This window comes from Pseudomonas sp. TSO6, assembly GCF_056098905.1.
Genome location: NZ_JBLZWV010000019.1, coordinates 118,343 through 133,959, shown reverse-complemented (window position 1 = coordinate 133,959; position 15,617 = coordinate 118,343). Strand labels below are relative to the sequence as shown.

Genomic DNA, 15,617 nt, shown 5'->3' with positions numbered 1-15,617 from the left:
GTCGCGAAAGGGCCGCAAAGCGGCCCCGGCAATCTTGCGGCGGAGCTGAAAACCTGGGGCCGCGTTGCGGCCCTTTCGCGACACAAGGCCGCTCCCACAACGACCGCGTATGGCGCATCAACTCAGTGGCCGAACCCGTACCCAGAACCGCGTGCGGGTCTCGATTCGCACCGGCAGCGCCTGTGCAATCGCCTCCAGCGCTCGCGCGGTATCGTCCAGCGGGAAGGCCCCGGAAAGGCGCAGGTGCGCAACCTCCTTCGAACACTCGATGAAACCCGGGCGATAGCGCTGCAACTCATCCAGCACCCGGCTCAATGGCCAGTTGTCGATCACCAGGCGGCCATTGATCCATTCGTCCCGGTTCGGGTCGAGCACCTGTGGCGCAGGCAATGGCCCGGCCCCGAAGCGCAGGCTCAGGCCCGCCTCCACCCGCAACGGCTCGGCGTCTGCCCGGTTGCGCACGGCAACGGCATGCTCAAGCACATCCAGTTCGGTCTGCCCGTCCAGCTGGCGCACGACAAAACGCGTGCCCAACGCGCGCATTTCGCCCTGCTGGCTGCGCACGCTGAGTGGCCGGACATCCTTGGCCGTGGTCACCATGATTTCCCCCGCGCGCAGGATGATCAGGCGCTGCTGGTGGTCGTAGCGGATGTCCACGGCACTGGCCGTGTTCAGCGTTAACTGGGTGCCATCTTCCAGGCGCAGTTGACGCCGCTCGCCCGTGGCCGTGCGCACATCGGCCAGCCACAGCGGCGTCTGCCGGTAGCCAGTCCAGGCCAGGCCCGACACGCCAAGGCCCAGCACCAGGCCCTTGAGCACGGTACGCCTGCCTGCCAGTGGTTGTTCCACCGCCAATGTGCGCTGCGCCATGGTCGCCGGCACGCTGCTCAGCTCGGCGTGAAACGCCTCCAGCCGCTGCCAGGCCCACTGATGAACAGGGTCGCCCTGGTGCCACGCCTGCCAACGCTGATACAGCGCCGGGTAGTCCGCCCCGGCACTCAAGCGGGCATGCCACTGCGCCGCGTCACGCAGCGCCTGGCGTTGCTGCGCCGGGCTCACAGCTCGGCGTCCAGCGCGAACAGCAGGCACCGTTCGGTGGCCTTGGCGATGTATTTGGTCACCGAACTTACAGACACCCCCAGGCGCTCGCCGATTTCGGCATAGCTCAAGCCTTCGAGGTGCGACAGAAACAGCGCCTGACGCACCTTGTGGTTCAGGCCGTCCAGCATGGCATCGAGCTGCAACAAGGTTTCCAGCAGGATCACCCGCTGCTCGGCAGACACCTCCAGCAACTCCGGCTCCAGTACCAACGCCTCCAGGTAAGCCTGCTCCAGCGAGCGCCTGCGCAGATGGTCGACCATCACCCGCTTGGCCACCGTCGCCAGAAAATTGCGTGGCTCACGCAACGGGTGGGCCACCGTGCTGGCGATCAGCCGCACGAAGGTGTCCTGGGTCAAGTCCGCCGCCCGCTCCCGGTCGCCCAGGCGCCGGCGCAGCCAGCCTTGCAGCCAGCCGCTGTGGTCGCGGTACAGGCAGTGCATGTCATCGTGCGGTGCAGGCGGGACCTTGTACACGCAATCATCCTTGTAACGATGCGGATAAGAATTAGTCGCAATAATAGTGAGATTGCCGATGGAAGGGAATCGCCATTGCTGCGATGCAATGGAACCCTGCGGCTACCCTTACCTCTACAGATTGGCCGCTACTGCAAGGAACAGCACATGCCTGCACGCCTGTCCAAAGCCCTGCTTATCACCCTCGGCTTCGCCCTGGCCCTGGCCGCCTGCAGCCGCATCGACCTGGCCTACCGCAACCTGGACCGCCTGGTGCCTTGGTCGCTGGGTGATTACCTGGACATGAACAGCGAGCAGAAGGCCTTGCTCGACGACCGCTTGCGCGAACACCTGGCCTGGCATTGCAAGACCCAGTTGCCCGGCTACATCGACTGGCTGGACCGGGTACGCGGCATGGTCGCCGATGGCCAAGTGACCGACCAGGCGCTGGAGCAGCGTACCCGCGAGGCCCGTGAGGCGATTGGCCGGGTAGCAGAGGAGATCACCCCGTCGGCCACCGAACTGTTGCGCGGCATGAGCGACAGCCAGGTGGCGGAAATGCGCGAGGCGTTCCGCGAGGACATCAGCGAACGGCAGAAAAAATACGTGGATACCCCGCTGCCCAAGCAGATCGCCCGGCGTAGCGAGCGCATGGAGAAACGCCTGACCCCGTGGTTTGGCGAATTGACGGCAGCGCAGAAGCAGCGGGTGCAGGCCTGGTCCGCAGCGCTGGGCGACCAGAACCGCGAATGGATCGCCAACCGCGCCCACTGGCAGCAGCAATTGTTGCTGGCGATGAACCAGCGCAACGACGCAAGCTTCGAGCCACGCCTGGCGACACTGTTGCAGCGCAAGGAAAGCTTGTGGACGCCTGAATACCGCTCAGCGTTTCAAAATACAGAACAACAGGCGCGTAGTTTGCTGGTGGACCTGGTGCAGCAGAGTACGCCGCAGCAGCGGCGGTTCTTGCAAGAAAAGCTGGGCAAGGTGCGCACGGACTTCAGTGAGCTGAAATGCTTGAAGGGTTGAAGTCACTGGCTGCCTGTCTTGGCCCTATCGCCGGCAAGCCAGCTCCCACAAGTACCCGAAAAAGCTCAGCACTGTGGTAATCCTGTGGGAGCTGGCTTGCCGGCGATGGGGCCAAGACAGGCCAAGCATTTACCGGACCTTGCGCCGGTAGGGAAACACATCAATCACCTTCCCCTCGCGAATGGCTGCCTGCAGCCCCTTCCAGTAATCCGCGTCATACAACTCCCCATGCAAGCGGCTAAAAAGCCGGCGCTGGCCGAGATCGGCAAACAGGAACGGCGGAAACTCTTCAGGGAACACGTCATGCGGCCCGATCGAATACCACGGCTCGCCCGACATTTCGTCCTCCGGGTAACGCGGTGGCGGGATGTGGCGGAAGTTCACTTCGGTCAGGAAGCTGATCTCGTCGTAGTCGTAAAACACCACCCGGCCATGGCGGGTAACACCAAAGTTCTTCAGTAACATATCGCCGGGGAAAATGTTTGCCGCCGCCAGCTGCTTGATGGCCAGGCCGTAATCCTCCAGCGCCTCCAGCACCTGGCCTTCGCTGGCATGCTCCAGGTACAGGTTCAACGGCGTCATGCGCCGCTCGGTCCAGCAGTGACGGATCAGTACCGTGTCACCCTCCAGTATTACCGTCGACGGCGCCACCTCCAACAGCTCGGCCAGGCACTCCGCCGCGAACTTGCCCTGTGGGAAGCGAAAATCGGCAAACTCCTGGGTATCGGCCAGGCGCCCCACGCGGTCAACGCTTTTTACCAGCCGGTACTTGTCGATCACGGTGGCGCGGTCGACGGTTTTTGAGGGCGAGAAGCGGTCCTTGATGATCTTGAACACGGTGTTGAAGCCCGGCAGGGTGAACACGCTCATGACCATGCCGCGCACCCCAGGCGCCATGACGAAGCGGTCTTCGCTGCCGGCCAGGTGGTTGATCAGCGCCCGGTAGAACTCCGACTTGCCGTGCTTGTAGAAACCGATGGAGGTGTACAGCTCGGCAATATGCTTGCCCGGCAAGATACGCTTGAGGAAGTTGACGAACTCTGCCGGCACCGGCACATCGACCATGAAATAGGAGCGGGTGAAGGAAAAGATGATCGACACTTCGGCCTCGTCCGTGATCAGCCCATCGGCCTCGATACCATGCCCTTCGCGGTGCAGCAGCGGTATCACCAGCGGCCACTGCTCATCGCTGTTGTACAGCCGGCCGACCAGGTAGGCACCCTTGTTGCGGTACAGCACCGGCGAAAACAGCTCCACCGCCAGCGTCGGGTCCTTGCAAACCCAGTCGGGCAGGCACTCGCGCAGTTGCTCCTCAAGGCGCGGCACGTCGCTTTCAAGGTCGCCATACGCGAATGCGTAGTCGGAAAGAATCGCCCGCAGCAGGCCCTGCAGATTGCCATCGGGGCGGTAGGTACAGGTTTGTGTGGCACGCTGGTGGCTGCGGATGGACGGCCGGGTGGTGTGGATGAACATGCAGCCGTCGCTGATCTGGTCATGGCTGAACAGGCTGCAGAACAACGAGTTGTACCAGGTCTCGGACAATTCATCGTCCAGGCGCGGGTCGATCAGGCGTATGTAGGCACTTTTCACCAGAGGCCACTGCTCGACCTCCAGCAGCACCTCGTCATCGAACGCATCACGCAACCAGCCGTTGACCTCGCCGACCTTCTGTTCGTAAAGGTTGATCCGAGCGGCGGCTGCCCGCTGGCTGTCTTGCCAACGCGCCTGCTCGAAGCGCTCGCGGGCGCCGAGGGTGATGCGGCGGAAATGCTCGCGGTAGTCGTCGAAGCCATCGAGGATCATCCGGGCGATCTCGCCGGCAGGCCAGTGCTGGGTCATGCGGTGGGCCTCGGTGCAAAGATTGAGTACTGAGCTTAGCCGCCCTTGTGGTCATGGGTTAATGCCACACCTCGAAGGCCTGCATGGCCTTTGTAGGAGCAGCCTTGTGCTGCGAAGAGGCCGGTACAAGCACAGGTATTTTTCGCCTGTACCGGCCTCTTCGCAGCACAAGGCTGCTCCTACAAGGGCCGTGCAGAGCGCAATGGATTGCACCGCAAGAAAGCACAAGAATCCCCACGCCCCCTGGCGTACACTCGCGCCCTGCCCTGTACCCGGAGACCGCCGTGAGCCCCATCGCCCTAGCCCGCCTGCTGACACTTGCTGCCGTCTGGGGGGCGAGCTTCCTGTTCATGCGCATCATCGCCCCCGAGCTGGGCACAGTGCCGACCGCATTCTTCCGCGTGTCCATTGCCTGCCTGGGGTTGATCGGCATCGTCGCGGTCGCCCGCGTGCGGTGGGACTTCCAGGGCAAGCTGGGTGCCTGCCTGGTGCTGGGCATGATCAACTCCGGTATCCCGGCCACCTTCTATTCCGTTGCCGCTCAGGTATTGCCGGCGGGCTACTCGGCGATCTTCAACGCCACCACACCACTGATGGGCGTGCTGATCGGCATGCTGTTCTTCCGCGAGCCCATGACCCTGGCCAAGTTGTGCGGCATCTTCCTTGGCCTGTTTGGCGTCGGCATCCTCAGCGGCGCCGGCCCGGTCGCGCTGGACATGGCCCTGGTGCAGGGCGCCCTCGCCTGCCTGGCGGCCACCACCTGCTACGGCTTTGCCGGCTTCCTTGCCCGCCGCTGGGTCAGCGGCCTGGACAGCCGCCTTTCGGCACTGGGCAGCATGCTCGGCGCCACCTTGCTGCTAAGCCCGCTGTTCGCCTGGAGCGCGTTCAGCCAGCCGCCCGCCAGCTGGGGCGGCTGGCAGGTGTGGCTGTCGCTGCTGGGCCTGGGGCTGTTGTGCACGGCGTTCGCCTACATCCTGTACTTCCGCCTGCTAGAAGAAATCGGACCGGTCAAGGCCAGCACCGTAACCTTCCTCATTCCGGTGTTCGGTGTATTGTGGGGGGCGTGGCTGCTGGATGAGTCGCTGTCCATGGGGCACCTGTACGGCGGCTTACTGATTGGCATGGCACTGTGGCTTGTGCTGCGCCCGGCGCGCAACTGAAGCGGGGCACACGATGAACAGCGTGTACAAGAAGGTCTTGTTCCGCCTGGAACAGGACGAAAACGGCTACCCACCCGCCTCAGTCGAGGGCCTGTGGGCCAAGGCTGTGGAAGGCGGCTATACGGTCGACAACATCCCCTTCCATGTCTACGGCATTGCCCCGGGTGATGTGATTGCCACCCGTGAAGAAAACGGCGAAACCTGGTTCGACGCACTGCGCAGCAGCAGCGGCAGCTCGGTGTTCCGGGTGCTGGTAAAACCCCCGGAAACCCTGGACCAGGTTCGTGCGGCCTTGCAGGACTTCGGCTGCAACTGCGAAACGGAGCAGGCCGTGAAGATGCTGGCTGTCGAGGTCACGACGCAACGTTCACTCGACACCCTGCTCTACTACCTGCTCACCCAGCGCGAAGCCGGCCTGCTGGACTTCGAGGAAGGCGTATTACGCCACACCATCCCCGAAGAATTCCGCTAGGGCCTACGCCTCGGCCAGGCGCGCGGCGGGCTTGCGAAACACGAACAGCAGGCCGACCACGATCAACCCCATGCCCAGCAGGCTGAGCGGTGCCAGGCGGTTGCCGAAGATCAGGAAGTCCATCACCGCAGTGACTGCCGGCACCAGGTAGAACAGGCTGGTGACATTGACCAGGTTGCCCTTGGCGATCAGCCGGTACAGCAGCAAGGTCGCCAGCAACGAAACCACCAGGCCCATCCACAGCAGCGCGCCGACAAAGCCGCCAGTCCACTCCACATGCAGCGGTTGCAACGGTGCGAACAGCGCGCACATGGCAAAGCCGGCCAGGTACTGCAACGGCAGCGTGCCCATGGGGTTGTCGGTGATGCGCTTTTGCAGGATCGAACCCAGGGTCATGCTGGCCAGCGCCAGCAGGGCAAACAGCATTCCCGCCAGCGACACCCCACCCAGATTGATGCCCTGGTAGACCACCATGATCAAGCCAGCCAACCCCAGCCCAAGGCCGAACAGACGGCTCCACGAGCGCTGACGCTCCATCAGCACCACGGTGAGGATCGGTTGTACCCCCATCACCGTGGCCATGACGCCGGGCGTCACATGGGTATTGAGCGCCAGCAAGTAGAAGATCTGATAGGCACCGAGCAGCACACAGCCGGTACCCAGGGCACGCAGAATCGCCCCACGGCTGCGCGGCCAACGCAGCCCCAGCAGCGGGCCGATCAACAACAGGCCGGCCAGGGCCAGCGCCGAGCGCAACAGCAGGAAGGCGAACGGGCTGGCATGCGCCAGGCCCAACTTGGAGACGATTGCACCGCTGCTCCACAGCAAGACGAACAGGCTGGTAGTGGCCGCCGAGGCCACGGAAGTTTTGGAAAAGACAGACATGTATGCACCTGTATTCGGGCAAAAAAGCCGAACGGTGGGCGTGAACTTCAGCAGGGGAAGTAGCCGACCGTGTTCAGTAGGTTGCGTGTGCGAAGGGGGTCGGCAAGAAGCCGATCAGCCCAGCACGACCACGCAAGGAGGCGGAGCTACGCCGCCTACGACGCCACTGACAGGTGGTGGGTAGTGACTGATCATGACCGGCTGCTGGCTGCCACGCACGACCATGCCCGCGACTGGCGCGATGGCAAAGCATGTGGTGGAAGGAATGGCTGGCATGAACAGGGTCTTCGAGGAAGTGAATGCACTGGAATATAGCGTGGGATTCTTCGCGGGACAAGTCCCGCGAAGAGGCCCGATCAGCCTACAAAAAATCAGAACAACCAGCGGTACAGCAGATACGCCACCACTACCGCCAGCACCGGCCGTAGCACGCGGTAGGCCTTGGGGTTGGCGCGCTTGAACTGCTTTACGTGGGTGCTGATTTTATTGCTGAACCGCTTGCTCCAGGCATACGCCTGGTTGATGCCGCCCACGCGCTCGTCGTCGGTGTTCTGCGGCGCGGTGGCGCGGCCGAGGAAGGCACTGACCTGGCGGTTGATGCGGGTCATCAGCGGGCTGCTCAGCGGGCGCTCGATGTCGCAGAACAGGATAACGCGGGTAACGTCGGTCTCGTTCTTCACCCAATGCACGTAGGTTTCGTCGAAAATCACGTCCTCGCCATCACGCCAGGCGTATTCCTCGCCATCGACGTAGATGCGGCAAGCATCGGAGTTCGGCGTGGACAGGCCCAGGTGATAGCGCAGCGAGCCTGCGAACGGATCGCGGTGCGGGTTCAGGTGGCTGCCGCCGGGCAACAGGGCGAACATCGCGCCCTTGACGTTGGGGATGCTGCTGACCAGCTCGACGGTGCGCGGGCACAGGGCTTCGGCCGAAGGCAGCGGTTTGTCGTACCACTTCAGGTAAAAACGCTTCCAGCCCTTCTTGAAGAACGAACCGAAGCCGGCGTCGTTGTCCTTTTCGGCGGCGCGGATGTAACCCTCGTCGAACAGGCGCATGGCCTCTTCGCGGATGTCTTGCCAGTTGTCCTTCAGCAGGTCCAGCTCAGGGAAGCGCTGGCGGTCCAGGTAAGGCTTGGACGGCACGCCGGAAAACAGGTACATCAGGGCGTTGTAGGGGGCGAACAGCGCCGAATGGTTGACGAACTGGCGCAACACCGGCAGGCGAGCCTTGCCGCGCAGGTGCACGAACAGCACACTGCCGAAAAACACCAGCAGGACACCCGCCTTGGCTGCAAAGGAAAAGGTCATGCTTCACTCCTTGGAAAGGAGACAGGGCTGCGCAGCCTGGCTCCTGAAAATCATCCTGCCATCATAAACCGATCCCGCCGCAGTAAAAACAACCCGGGCGGGATCGCATTCATGAAGATTTTGCAATAAACCACGCCGCCAAAGGTTGCGCCGGATCAGCGGCGAGGCCGATTACTGCTGGTTCTCCTGCTCGCTGAACATGTCGCTGAACAGCATGCTCGACAGATAGCGCTCGCCCGAATCGGGCAAAATTACGACGATGGTCTTACCCTGCATTTCGGGTTTTTCGGCCAGGCGCACTGCGGCGGCCATTGCCGCACCACACGAAATACCACAAAGGATGCCCTCCTCCTGCATCAGGCGAATGGCCATGGCCTTGGACTCTTCATCGGTCACCGTCACCACTTGGTCGACAATCGACAGGTCGAGGTTTTTCGGAACGAAACCGGCGCCAATGCCCTGGATCTTGTGCGGGCTGGGTTTGAGTTCCTCGCCCGCCAGGGTCTGGGTGATCAGCGGCGATGACACGGGCTCGACAGCCACCGACAGGATTGCCTTGCCCTGGGTGTGCTTGATGTAGCGCGACACACCGGTGATGGTGCCGCCCGTGCCCACGCCCGCCACCAGCACGTCGATTGCGCCGTCAGTGTCGTTCCAGATTTCCGGGCCGGTGGTTTTTTCGTGGATGGCCGGGTTGGCCGGGTTCTCGAACTGGCCCGGCAGGAAATACTGGGCCGGGTCGGAGGCAACGATTTCGTTGGCCTTCTCGATGGCGCCCTTCATGCCTTTTGCCGGCTCGGTCAGTACCAGTTCGGCGCCCAGTGCCTTCAACACCTTGCGCCGCTCCAGGCTCATGGAAGCGGGCATGGTCAGCATCAGCTTGTAGCCACGGGCGGCGGCGACAAAGGCCAGGCCGATACCAGTGTTGCCCGAGGTAGGCTCGACGATGGTCATGCCCGGCTTGAGCTTGCCGCTGCTCTCTGCGTCCCAGACCATGTTCGCGCCGATGCGGCATTTGACCGAGTAGCCCGGGTTGCGCCCTTCGATCTTGGCCAGGATGGTCACGCCACGCGGGGCGATGCGGTTGATCTGCACCAGCGGTGTGTTGCCGATGGAGTGGGCGTTGTCTGCAAAGATACGGCTCATGGCAGGGGTCCTTGGCATGAAAAACAGCAGGGAAAGACCTCAAGGGTAAGCCCCGGCCGGTGGCCCGTAAAGCCTGTTCGAACTCGACCGGGCGCGTTGCGGTCAACCACACATCCCGCCTTGGAGACGCCCTGATGAGAGCCCGTTACCGCTGGCCGCTGATCGGCCTGGGCAGCCTGATCGTGCTACTGGTAGCCCTGCACCTGGCCCTGCCCTACCTGGTGCGCGATTACCTGAACGACAAACTGGCCGACATGGGCGATTACCGTGGCCAGGTCGCCGACGTGGACCTGGCCTGGTGGCGCGGCGCATACCAGATCAACGGGCTGAAGATCGTCAAGACCAGCGGCAAGGTACCGGTACCGTTTCTGGACGCGCCGCTGATCGACCTTTCGGTGAGCTGGCATTCGCTGTGGTACGACAAGGCCGTGGTGGCCGAAGTGACGTTCGTGCGCCCGGAACTGAACTTCGTCGACGGTGGCAGCAAGCAAGCGTCGCAGACCGGCCGGGGTACCGACTGGCGCCAGCAACTGGAAAAACTGCTGCCCATCACGCTCAACGAAGTGCGCATCGACAATGGCGTGCTGACGTTCCGCAACTTCAACTCAAAGCCACCGGTCGACCTCAAGGCCACCCGGCTGAACGCCAACATCCGTAACCTGACCAATGTTCGAGACCCCAAAGGCCGTCGCGATGCGAGTTTCGAAGGTACTGCCCTGATCGCGGGCGATGCGAAGGTAGAAAGCCGTGCCACGTTCGACCCGTTCAGTGATTTCGATGACTTCGAATTCAGGCTGCGCGCCACCGGCATCGAGCTGCGCAAACTGAACGACTTCGCCAGCGCCTATGGCAAATTCGATTTCAATGCCGGTCACGGGGACGTGGTCATCGAGGCGCAGGCGGAAAACGGCCGGCTAAACGGCTACATAAAGCCGCTGCTGCGTGATGTCGATGTATTCGACTGGCAACAGGACGTCGAGGAAAAGGACAAGGGCTTCTTTCGCTCGGTGTGGGAAGCGGTGGTGGGGGCGACCGAGACGGTGCTGAAAAACCAGCCGAAAAACCAGTTTGCCACCCGGGTGGAGCTCAGTGGCAGCGTGCGCAAGCAGGATATCAGCGCCTTCGAGGCGTTTTTGCAAATTCTGCGCAACGGGTTTATCCAGGCGTTCAATGCCCGATACGAGCGAGGGGCGCCGGATTCCGACTGAGTGGGCGTGACGGGGCATTCAGGGACTGAATACCCGGTCTGCGTTTCCAGCCGCTCAACCCCGCGTTATAGTCGGTAACAAATCAAATCATGTGTTGCCTGTGCCGGCCTATTCGCGGGTAAACCCGCTCCCACAGGGACCCCACAAACCTCTGGCCCTGTGGGGTTCCTGTGGGAGCGGGTTCACCCGCGAAAGGGCCGGTACAGGCTTACAGCAGAGGACAGACCCCATGAAGTTCGAAGGCACCCGCGACTACGTCGCCACAGACGACCTGAAACTGGCGGTAAACGCGGCCATCACCCTCGAACGCCCGCTGCTGGTCAAGGGCGAGCCCGGCACCGGCAAGACCATGCTAGCCGAACAGCTGGCGGCCTCGTTCGGTGCGCGCCTGATCACCTGGCACATCAAGTCCACCACCAAGGCCCACCAGGGCCTCTACGAGTACGACGCGGTCAGCCGCCTGCGTGACTCGCAGCTGGGCGTGGACAAGGTCCACGATGTGCGCAATTACCTGAAAAAGGGCAAGCTGTGGGAGGCCTTCGAGGCCGATGAGCGGGTCATCCTGCTGATCGACGAAATCGACAAGGCCGACATCGAGTTCCCCAACGACCTGCTGCAAGAGCTGGACAAGATGGAGTTCTATGTCTACGAAATCGACGAGACCATCAAGGCCAGACAACGCCCGATCATCATCATTACCTCGAACAACGAAAAAGAGCTGCCGGACGCCTTCCTGCGCCGCTGCTTCTTCCACTATATCGCCTTCCCCGATCGCACCACGCTGCAGCAGATTGTCGACGTGCATTACCCGAACATCAGCCAGTCGCTGGTCAGCGAAGCGCTGGATGTGTTCTTCGACGTGCGCAAGGTGCCGGGCCTGAAGAAAAAACCGTCCACCTCCGAGCTGGTCGACTGGCTCAAGCTGCTGATGGCCGACAACATCGGTGAAGCCGTACTGCGCGAGCGCGATCCGACCAAGGCCATCCCGCCGCTGGCCGGCGCGCTGGTAAAAAACGAGCAAGACGTGCAGCTGCTGGAGCGCCTGGCCTTCATGAGCCGGCGCGGCAACCGCTGACAGGAGCCGGGCCATGCTGCTCAACCTGTTCAATGAAATGCGCGCGGCCAAGGTGCCGGTGTCGGTACGCGAGTTGCTGGACCTGCACCAGGCCCTGCAAAAGCATGTGGTGTTCGCCGACATGGACGAATTCTACTACCTCGCGCGCGCCATCCTGGTGAAGGACGAACGCCATTTCGACAAGTTTGACCGGGCCTTTGCTGCCTACTTCAAAGGCCTGGAAAACCTCGACCGACACATCGAGGCGCTGATCCCCGAAGACTGGCTGCGCAAGGAGTTCGAGCGTTCGCTCACGGATGAAGAACGTGCGCAGATCCAGTCCCTGGGCGGCCTGGACAAGCTGATCGAGGAATTCAAAAAACGCCTTGAGGAGCAAAAGGAACGCCACGCCGGCGGCAACAAGTGGATCGGTACCGGCGGTACCAGCCCGTTCGGCTCGGGCGGTTTCAACCCTGAAGGCATCCGCGTGGGCGACGCTGGCAAACGCCAGGGCAAGGCGGTGAAGGTGTGGAACCAGCGCGAGTACAAGAACCTCGACGACCAGGTTGAACTGGGCACGCGCAACATCAAGCTGGCCCTGCGCCGGCTGCGCAAGTTCGCCCGTGAAGGCGCCGCCGAAGAGCTGGATATCGACGGCACCATCGACCATACCGCGCGGGACGCCGGCTTGCTGAACATCCAGATGCGCCCCGAGCGGCGCAACACGGTGAAGCTGCTGTTGCTGTTCGACATCGGCGGCTCGATGGACGCCCACATCAAGGTTTGCGAAGAGCTGTTCTCGGCCTGCAAGACCGAGTTCAAGCACCTGGAGTACTACTACTTCCACAACTGCGTGTACGAGTCGGTGTGGAAAAACAACCTGCGCCGCACCTCGGAGCGCTACTCCACCTTCGACCTGCTGCACAAGTATGGCGACGACTACAAAGTGATTTTCGTCGGCGACGCGGCCATGGCGCCCTACGAAATCACCCAGCCGGGTGGCAGCGTGGAGCACTGGAACGAAGAGGCCGGGTATGTGTGGCTGCAGCGCTTCATGGAGAAATTCAAGAAGATCATCTGGATCAACCCGTACCCCAAGCAGGCCTGGGACTACACCGCTTCGACCCACCTGGTGCGGGACCTGATCGAGGACAAGATGTACCCGCTGACCTTGCAGGGGCTGGAAGAAGGGATGCGTTACCTGTCCAAGTGATGTTGCCGGTGCCGGCCTTTTCGCGGGCTCGCCCGCTCCCACAGGTGCACCACAGACCCTGAGGTTTGTGGAATACCTGTGGGAGCGGGCAAGCCCGCGAAAGGGCCAGCAGCCTTACAACCAACGGCCCAGGTAAACCTGGTGCTCCCGCCAGGCCTCATCCTGCACCACCGCCCGGAACCGCACCACCGCCCCCGGCATGCACTGCGCCAGTTGCGCCAGCGCCAACGGCGTCAACGCCCCCAGCCGCGGATAACCACCAATGGTCTGCCGATCATTGAGCAGCACAATCGGCTGCCCATCCGGCGGCACCTGCACCGCCCCCAGCGGTATCCCTTCGGAAATCATCGGTGCGCCCTGGTAGACCAACTGCGGCCCCAACAGGCGGATGCCCATGCGGTCAGCCCGGCTGTCCAGCGTCCACTCCCGGTTGAAGGCTTCGAACAGGCTGGTACCACTGAAATCACCGATCTGTGCGCCCATCACCAGGTCGAGCACAGGCTTTTCTGCGTACTGCGGGCGCAGCGCTGGCGGCACCTCGCGCTGGGTTGCATCGCTACCGGTAAACGCTAACGCCTGGCCTTTGGCCAGCGCCGCACCCTGCCCACCGATGCCACCCAGTGCTTCACGTACCACCGTGGCACAACTGCCCAGTACATCTTCGCCCAGGAACCCGCCCGGTGCCGCCAGGTAAGCCCGCACACCCTGCTTTGGCTGCTTCAGGGTCAAGCGCTGGCCCTTGCCCAGGGCAAAGCTGCGCCAGGGCCCGACAGGCTGGTCATCGACTCGGGCATCCAGGTCGGCACCGGCCAGAGCCAGCACGCAATCCTGTTCGGTCACTATGCAAAAGCCCCCCAGCGCCACCTCGACCACCGGTGCCCCCAACGGGTTGCCCAGCAGCCAGTTGGCCCAGTGCATCGCCACCCAGTCCAGCGCGCCGCCCTGGGTCACGCCCAGGTGGCGTACGCCAAAGCGGCCAGCATCCTGCAACTGGCACAGCGGCGTGCTGGCCTCGATTTTCAATTGCTTCATCCTTGTGCCTCCACATCGCCGCCCAACGCCAGGAACTCGCTGCGCGAAACCGGCACGAAACGCACCCGGTCGCCGGGTTGCAACAGGCTGTAGCCCGCACGCTCACGGTCGAACAGGCGCACCGGCGTGCGCCCGATCAGGTTCCAGCCACCCGGCGATACCGCCGGATACGCCGCTGTCTGGCGCTCGGCAATGCCCACGCTACCCGCCGCCACCCGCTTGCGCGGGGTGCTCAGGCGTGGGCTGGCCAGGCGTTCGTCGACCAGGCCCATGAAACCGAAACCGGGGGCGAAGCCCAGGGCGAACACGGGATAATCACGTTCGCTGTGCAAGCGCACAACCTCGGTTTCACTCAACCCGCTGCGGGCCGCCAGCAAAGGCAGTTCAGGGCCGACGCTGGCGTCGTACCACACCGGGATCTCGTGGCGTCGGCCACCACTGCCGGTGTCTGGCTGCAAATCCTCCAGCGCTTGGTTGATCAGCGCCCTCGCCTGGCCTGGCGGCATGTCGAACTGCACCATCAGCGTGGTGTAGGACGGCACCAGGTCCAGCAGGTGCTCGCCGAACACGGCGCTCAGGCGCTGGCTGGCGGCGAGCATCCACGGCATGTTGGCCTCGTCGATCCGGTCGAACAGGCGCACCATCAGGCTGTCGATGGCCACCACTTCGATACGCGCTTTCATTGCGGCTCCAGGGCGTCGAGAGCCTGGCGTATCTGCCGCACCGCCGCCACCGAACTGTCGTTGTCGCCATGCACGCAAAGGGTGCTGGCCTGCAGGCGCAGGGCGCTGCCATCGTCCGCCACCAGCGCATCGCCACGGGCCAGGCGCACCGCCTGCTCCACCACCAACGCCGGGTCGTGATGCACCGCGCCAGGCAAACGGCGCGACACCAGGTGGCCGCTGGCGGTGTAGGTACGATCGGCGAACGCCTCGAACCACAGGGGCACACCGATTTCATCGCCCAGGGCCTGGGCGGCGCGGTTGTCGGCGGTGGCCATCAGCATCAGCGGCAGGTTGCTGTCGTAGGCCGCCACCGCTTCCAGCACGGTGCGCAGCTTGAGCGGGTCGGCCATCATGTCGTTGTACAGCGCACCATGGGGCTTCACATAAGCCACGCGACCACCCAGCACTTTGCAGATGCCGTCCAGCGCACCGATCTGGTAGTGCAGCAGGTCGCGGATTTCCTCGGGGCTGCAGGCCATGGAGCGGCGGCCGAAGCCGACCAGGTCCGGGTAGGCCGGGTGCGCGCCGATGGTTACCCCATGCTCCAGCGCCAAGGCCACGGTGCGGCGCATGATGCCGGGGTCGCCGGCGTGGTAGCCACAGGCAATGTTGGCGCAATCGATGTAGGGCATCACCTCGGCATCCAGGCCCATGCGCCAGCTGCCGAAACTCTCGCCCATGTCGCAATTGAGTAGCAGGCGTTCCACCACGCGGTCTCCCTTGTTGTTGTTCATAGGCCTACCTTACCGCGCCTGCAGCTGTTTGCCGCGTGTTTCCGGCAGGCTGAAGGCCGCCAGGATGCGCACGCCATGGGCGATCCCGGTAGAAAACAAGGTAAGCCTTGCGCACGGGCACCAGGGTGTGGGTGAAAAATGCCTTGGGACGAAGGTCGGGCAGGCAAACACAGCCGAGGAAGCGGAGTTTACGGATTGTGAATGAGCGTTCCGAGACTGTTTTCAACAGAGCATCACCGAGTACCAAGGCTTTTCGTACT

Annotated in this window: 16 protein-coding genes; 6 read left to right on the top strand and 10 right to left on the bottom strand. The window is 63.1% G+C overall.

Annotated features, from left to right (window positions below):
• Positions 1-117: 117 nt before the first annotated feature.
• Positions 118-1,059, bottom strand: a complete 942-nt coding sequence (locus tag ACN6NG_RS05930) for a FecR domain-containing protein (protein ID WP_474313206.1) — start codon at positions 1,057-1,059, stop codon at positions 118-120.
• Positions 1,056-1,574, bottom strand: coding sequence for a sigma-70 family RNA polymerase sigma factor (locus ACN6NG_RS05925; protein ID WP_155737892.1), 519 nt, complete (start codon positions 1,572-1,574; stop codon positions 1,056-1,058). The genes ACN6NG_RS05930 and ACN6NG_RS05925 overlap by 4 nt, the downstream gene beginning before the upstream one ends.
• 147 nt (positions 1,575-1,721) lie before the next feature.
• Between ACN6NG_RS05925 and ACN6NG_RS05920 the strand changes: the two genes are divergently transcribed.
• Positions 1,722-2,582, top strand: a complete 861-nt coding sequence (locus ACN6NG_RS05920) for a DUF6279 family lipoprotein (protein ID WP_197863942.1) — start codon at positions 1,722-1,724, stop codon at positions 2,580-2,582.
• 129 nt (positions 2,583-2,711) lie between these two features.
• Here the strand turns inward: ACN6NG_RS05920 and aceK are convergent, their stop codons facing one another.
• Entirely contained in the window at positions 2,712-4,421 is a 1,710-nt protein-coding gene (gene aceK / locus ACN6NG_RS05915; protein WP_474313204.1) for a bifunctional isocitrate dehydrogenase kinase/phosphatase, read from the bottom strand.
• Positions 4,422-4,705: 284 nt separating this feature from the next.
• On the opposite strand from aceK, the gene ACN6NG_RS05910 reads away from it, so the two are divergent.
• The gene (locus ACN6NG_RS05910) at positions 4,706-5,581 is read left to right on the top strand and encodes a DMT family transporter (RefSeq protein ID WP_197899641.1); all 876 of its coding nucleotides are present in this window, start codon (positions 4,706-4,708) and stop codon (positions 5,579-5,581) included.
• Positions 5,582-5,594: 13 nt separating this feature from the next.
• Positions 5,595-6,053, top strand: coding sequence for a DUF4265 domain-containing protein (locus tag ACN6NG_RS05905; protein WP_063427339.1), 459 nt, complete (start codon positions 5,595-5,597; stop codon positions 6,051-6,053).
• Positions 6,054-6,056: 3 nt separating this feature from the next.
• On the opposite strand, the gene ACN6NG_RS05900 is transcribed toward ACN6NG_RS05905, so the two are convergent.
• From ACN6NG_RS05900 to cysK, 4 genes are all read right to left on the bottom strand, one after another.
• On the bottom strand, positions 6,057-6,938 hold the full coding sequence (locus tag ACN6NG_RS05900) for a DMT family transporter (protein ID WP_234228695.1): 882 nt from the start codon (positions 6,936-6,938) through the stop codon (positions 6,057-6,059).
• A 114-nt stretch (positions 6,939-7,052) separates the two neighbouring features.
• Entirely contained in the window at positions 7,053-7,214 is a 162-nt protein-coding gene (locus ACN6NG_RS05895) for a hypothetical protein (RefSeq protein ID WP_155737893.1), read from the bottom strand.
• A gap of 95 nt (positions 7,215-7,309) precedes the next feature.
• Positions 7,310-8,245: an aspartyl/asparaginyl beta-hydroxylase domain-containing protein gene (locus ACN6NG_RS05890; RefSeq protein WP_474313202.1), complete on the bottom strand. Its 936-nt coding sequence runs from the start codon at positions 8,243-8,245 to the stop codon at positions 7,310-7,312.
• A gap of 171 nt (positions 8,246-8,416) precedes the next feature.
• Positions 8,417-9,391 carry a cysteine synthase A gene (gene cysK, locus ACN6NG_RS05885; protein WP_063427343.1) on the bottom strand — a complete coding sequence of 325 codons (975 nt, stop codon included), beginning with the start codon at positions 9,389-9,391 and terminating at the stop codon, positions 8,417-8,419.
• A 134-nt stretch (positions 9,392-9,525) separates the two neighbouring features.
• Between cysK and ACN6NG_RS05880 the strand changes: the two genes are divergently transcribed.
• The 3 genes from ACN6NG_RS05880 (at position 9,526) to ACN6NG_RS05870 (ending at position 12,866) form a co-directional block, all read left to right on the top strand.
• A complete protein-coding gene (locus ACN6NG_RS05880; protein ID WP_063427345.1) occupies positions 9,526-10,599 on the top strand; it encodes a DUF748 domain-containing protein in 1,074 nt (357 codons plus the stop codon).
• Between the two features lie 229 nt (positions 10,600-10,828).
• Entirely contained in the window at positions 10,829-11,674 is an 846-nt protein-coding gene (locus ACN6NG_RS05875) for an AAA family ATPase (RefSeq protein ID WP_016488585.1), read from the top strand.
• A gap of 13 nt (positions 11,675-11,687) precedes the next feature.
• Complete coding sequence (locus tag ACN6NG_RS05870; protein WP_474313200.1) at positions 11,688-12,866, top strand: vWA domain-containing protein; 1,179 nt, start codon at positions 11,688-11,690, stop codon at positions 12,864-12,866.
• 114 nt (positions 12,867-12,980) lie between these two features.
• Here ACN6NG_RS05870 and ACN6NG_RS05865 read toward each other — a convergent pair whose 3' ends face one another.
• Genes ACN6NG_RS05865 through ACN6NG_RS05855 form a run of 3 tightly spaced genes read right to left on the bottom strand, consistent with a single transcriptional unit; the run spans position 12,981 to position 15,357 of the window.
• Positions 12,981-13,898, bottom strand: a complete 918-nt coding sequence (locus ACN6NG_RS05865; protein ID WP_474313199.1) for a 5-oxoprolinase subunit C family protein — start codon at positions 13,896-13,898, stop codon at positions 12,981-12,983.
• The gene (gene pxpB, locus ACN6NG_RS05860; RefSeq protein WP_474313197.1) at positions 13,895-14,581 is read right to left on the bottom strand and encodes a 5-oxoprolinase subunit PxpB; all 687 of its coding nucleotides are present in this window, start codon (positions 14,579-14,581) and stop codon (positions 13,895-13,897) included. Before pxpB ends, ACN6NG_RS05865 begins: the two co-directional genes overlap by 4 nt.
• Positions 14,578-15,357: a 5-oxoprolinase subunit PxpA gene (locus ACN6NG_RS05855; RefSeq protein ID WP_474313195.1), complete on the bottom strand. Its 780-nt coding sequence runs from the start codon at positions 15,355-15,357 to the stop codon at positions 14,578-14,580. Before ACN6NG_RS05855 ends, pxpB begins: the two co-directional genes overlap by 4 nt.
• Between the last annotated feature and the right edge of the window lie 260 nt (positions 15,358-15,617).

Bases quoted from the DNA above. Each gene is read 5' to 3' on its own strand.
- ACN6NG_RS05920 (WP_197863942.1), top strand. From the start codon at position 1,722: ATGCCTGCACGCCTGTCCAAAGCCCTGCTTATCACCCTCGGCTTCGCC.
- aceK (WP_474313204.1), bottom strand. From the start codon at position 4,421: ATGACCCAGCACTGGCCTGCCGGCGAGATCGCCCGGATGATCCTCGAT.
- ACN6NG_RS05905 (WP_063427339.1), top strand. From the start codon at position 5,595: ATGAACAGCGTGTACAAGAAGGTCTTGTTCCGCCTGGAACAGGACGAA.
- ACN6NG_RS05900 (WP_234228695.1), bottom strand. From the start codon at position 6,938: ATGTCTGTCTTTTCCAAAACTTCCGTGGCCTCGGCGGCCACTACCAGC.
- ACN6NG_RS05895 (WP_155737893.1), bottom strand. From the start codon at position 7,214: ATGCCAGCCATTCCTTCCACCACATGCTTTGCCATCGCGCCAGTCGCG.
- ACN6NG_RS05890 (WP_474313202.1), bottom strand. From the start codon at position 8,245: ATGACCTTTTCCTTTGCAGCCAAGGCGGGTGTCCTGCTGGTGTTTTTC.
- cysK (WP_063427343.1), bottom strand. From the start codon at position 9,391: ATGAGCCGTATCTTTGCAGACAACGCCCACTCCATCGGCAACACACCG.
- ACN6NG_RS05880 (WP_063427345.1), top strand. From the start codon at position 9,526: ATGAGAGCCCGTTACCGCTGGCCGCTGATCGGCCTGGGCAGCCTGATC.
- ACN6NG_RS05875 (WP_016488585.1), top strand. From the start codon at position 10,829: ATGAAGTTCGAAGGCACCCGCGACTACGTCGCCACAGACGACCTGAAA.
- ACN6NG_RS05870 (WP_474313200.1), top strand. From the start codon at position 11,688: ATGCTGCTCAACCTGTTCAATGAAATGCGCGCGGCCAAGGTGCCGGTG.
- ACN6NG_RS05865 (WP_474313199.1), bottom strand. From the start codon at position 13,898: ATGAAGCAATTGAAAATCGAGGCCAGCACGCCGCTGTGCCAGTTGCAG.
- pxpB (WP_474313197.1), bottom strand. From the start codon at position 14,581: ATGAAAGCGCGTATCGAAGTGGTGGCCATCGACAGCCTGATGGTGCGC.
- ACN6NG_RS05855 (WP_474313195.1), bottom strand. From the start codon at position 15,357: ATGAACAACAACAAGGGAGACCGCGTGGTGGAACGCCTGCTACTCAAT.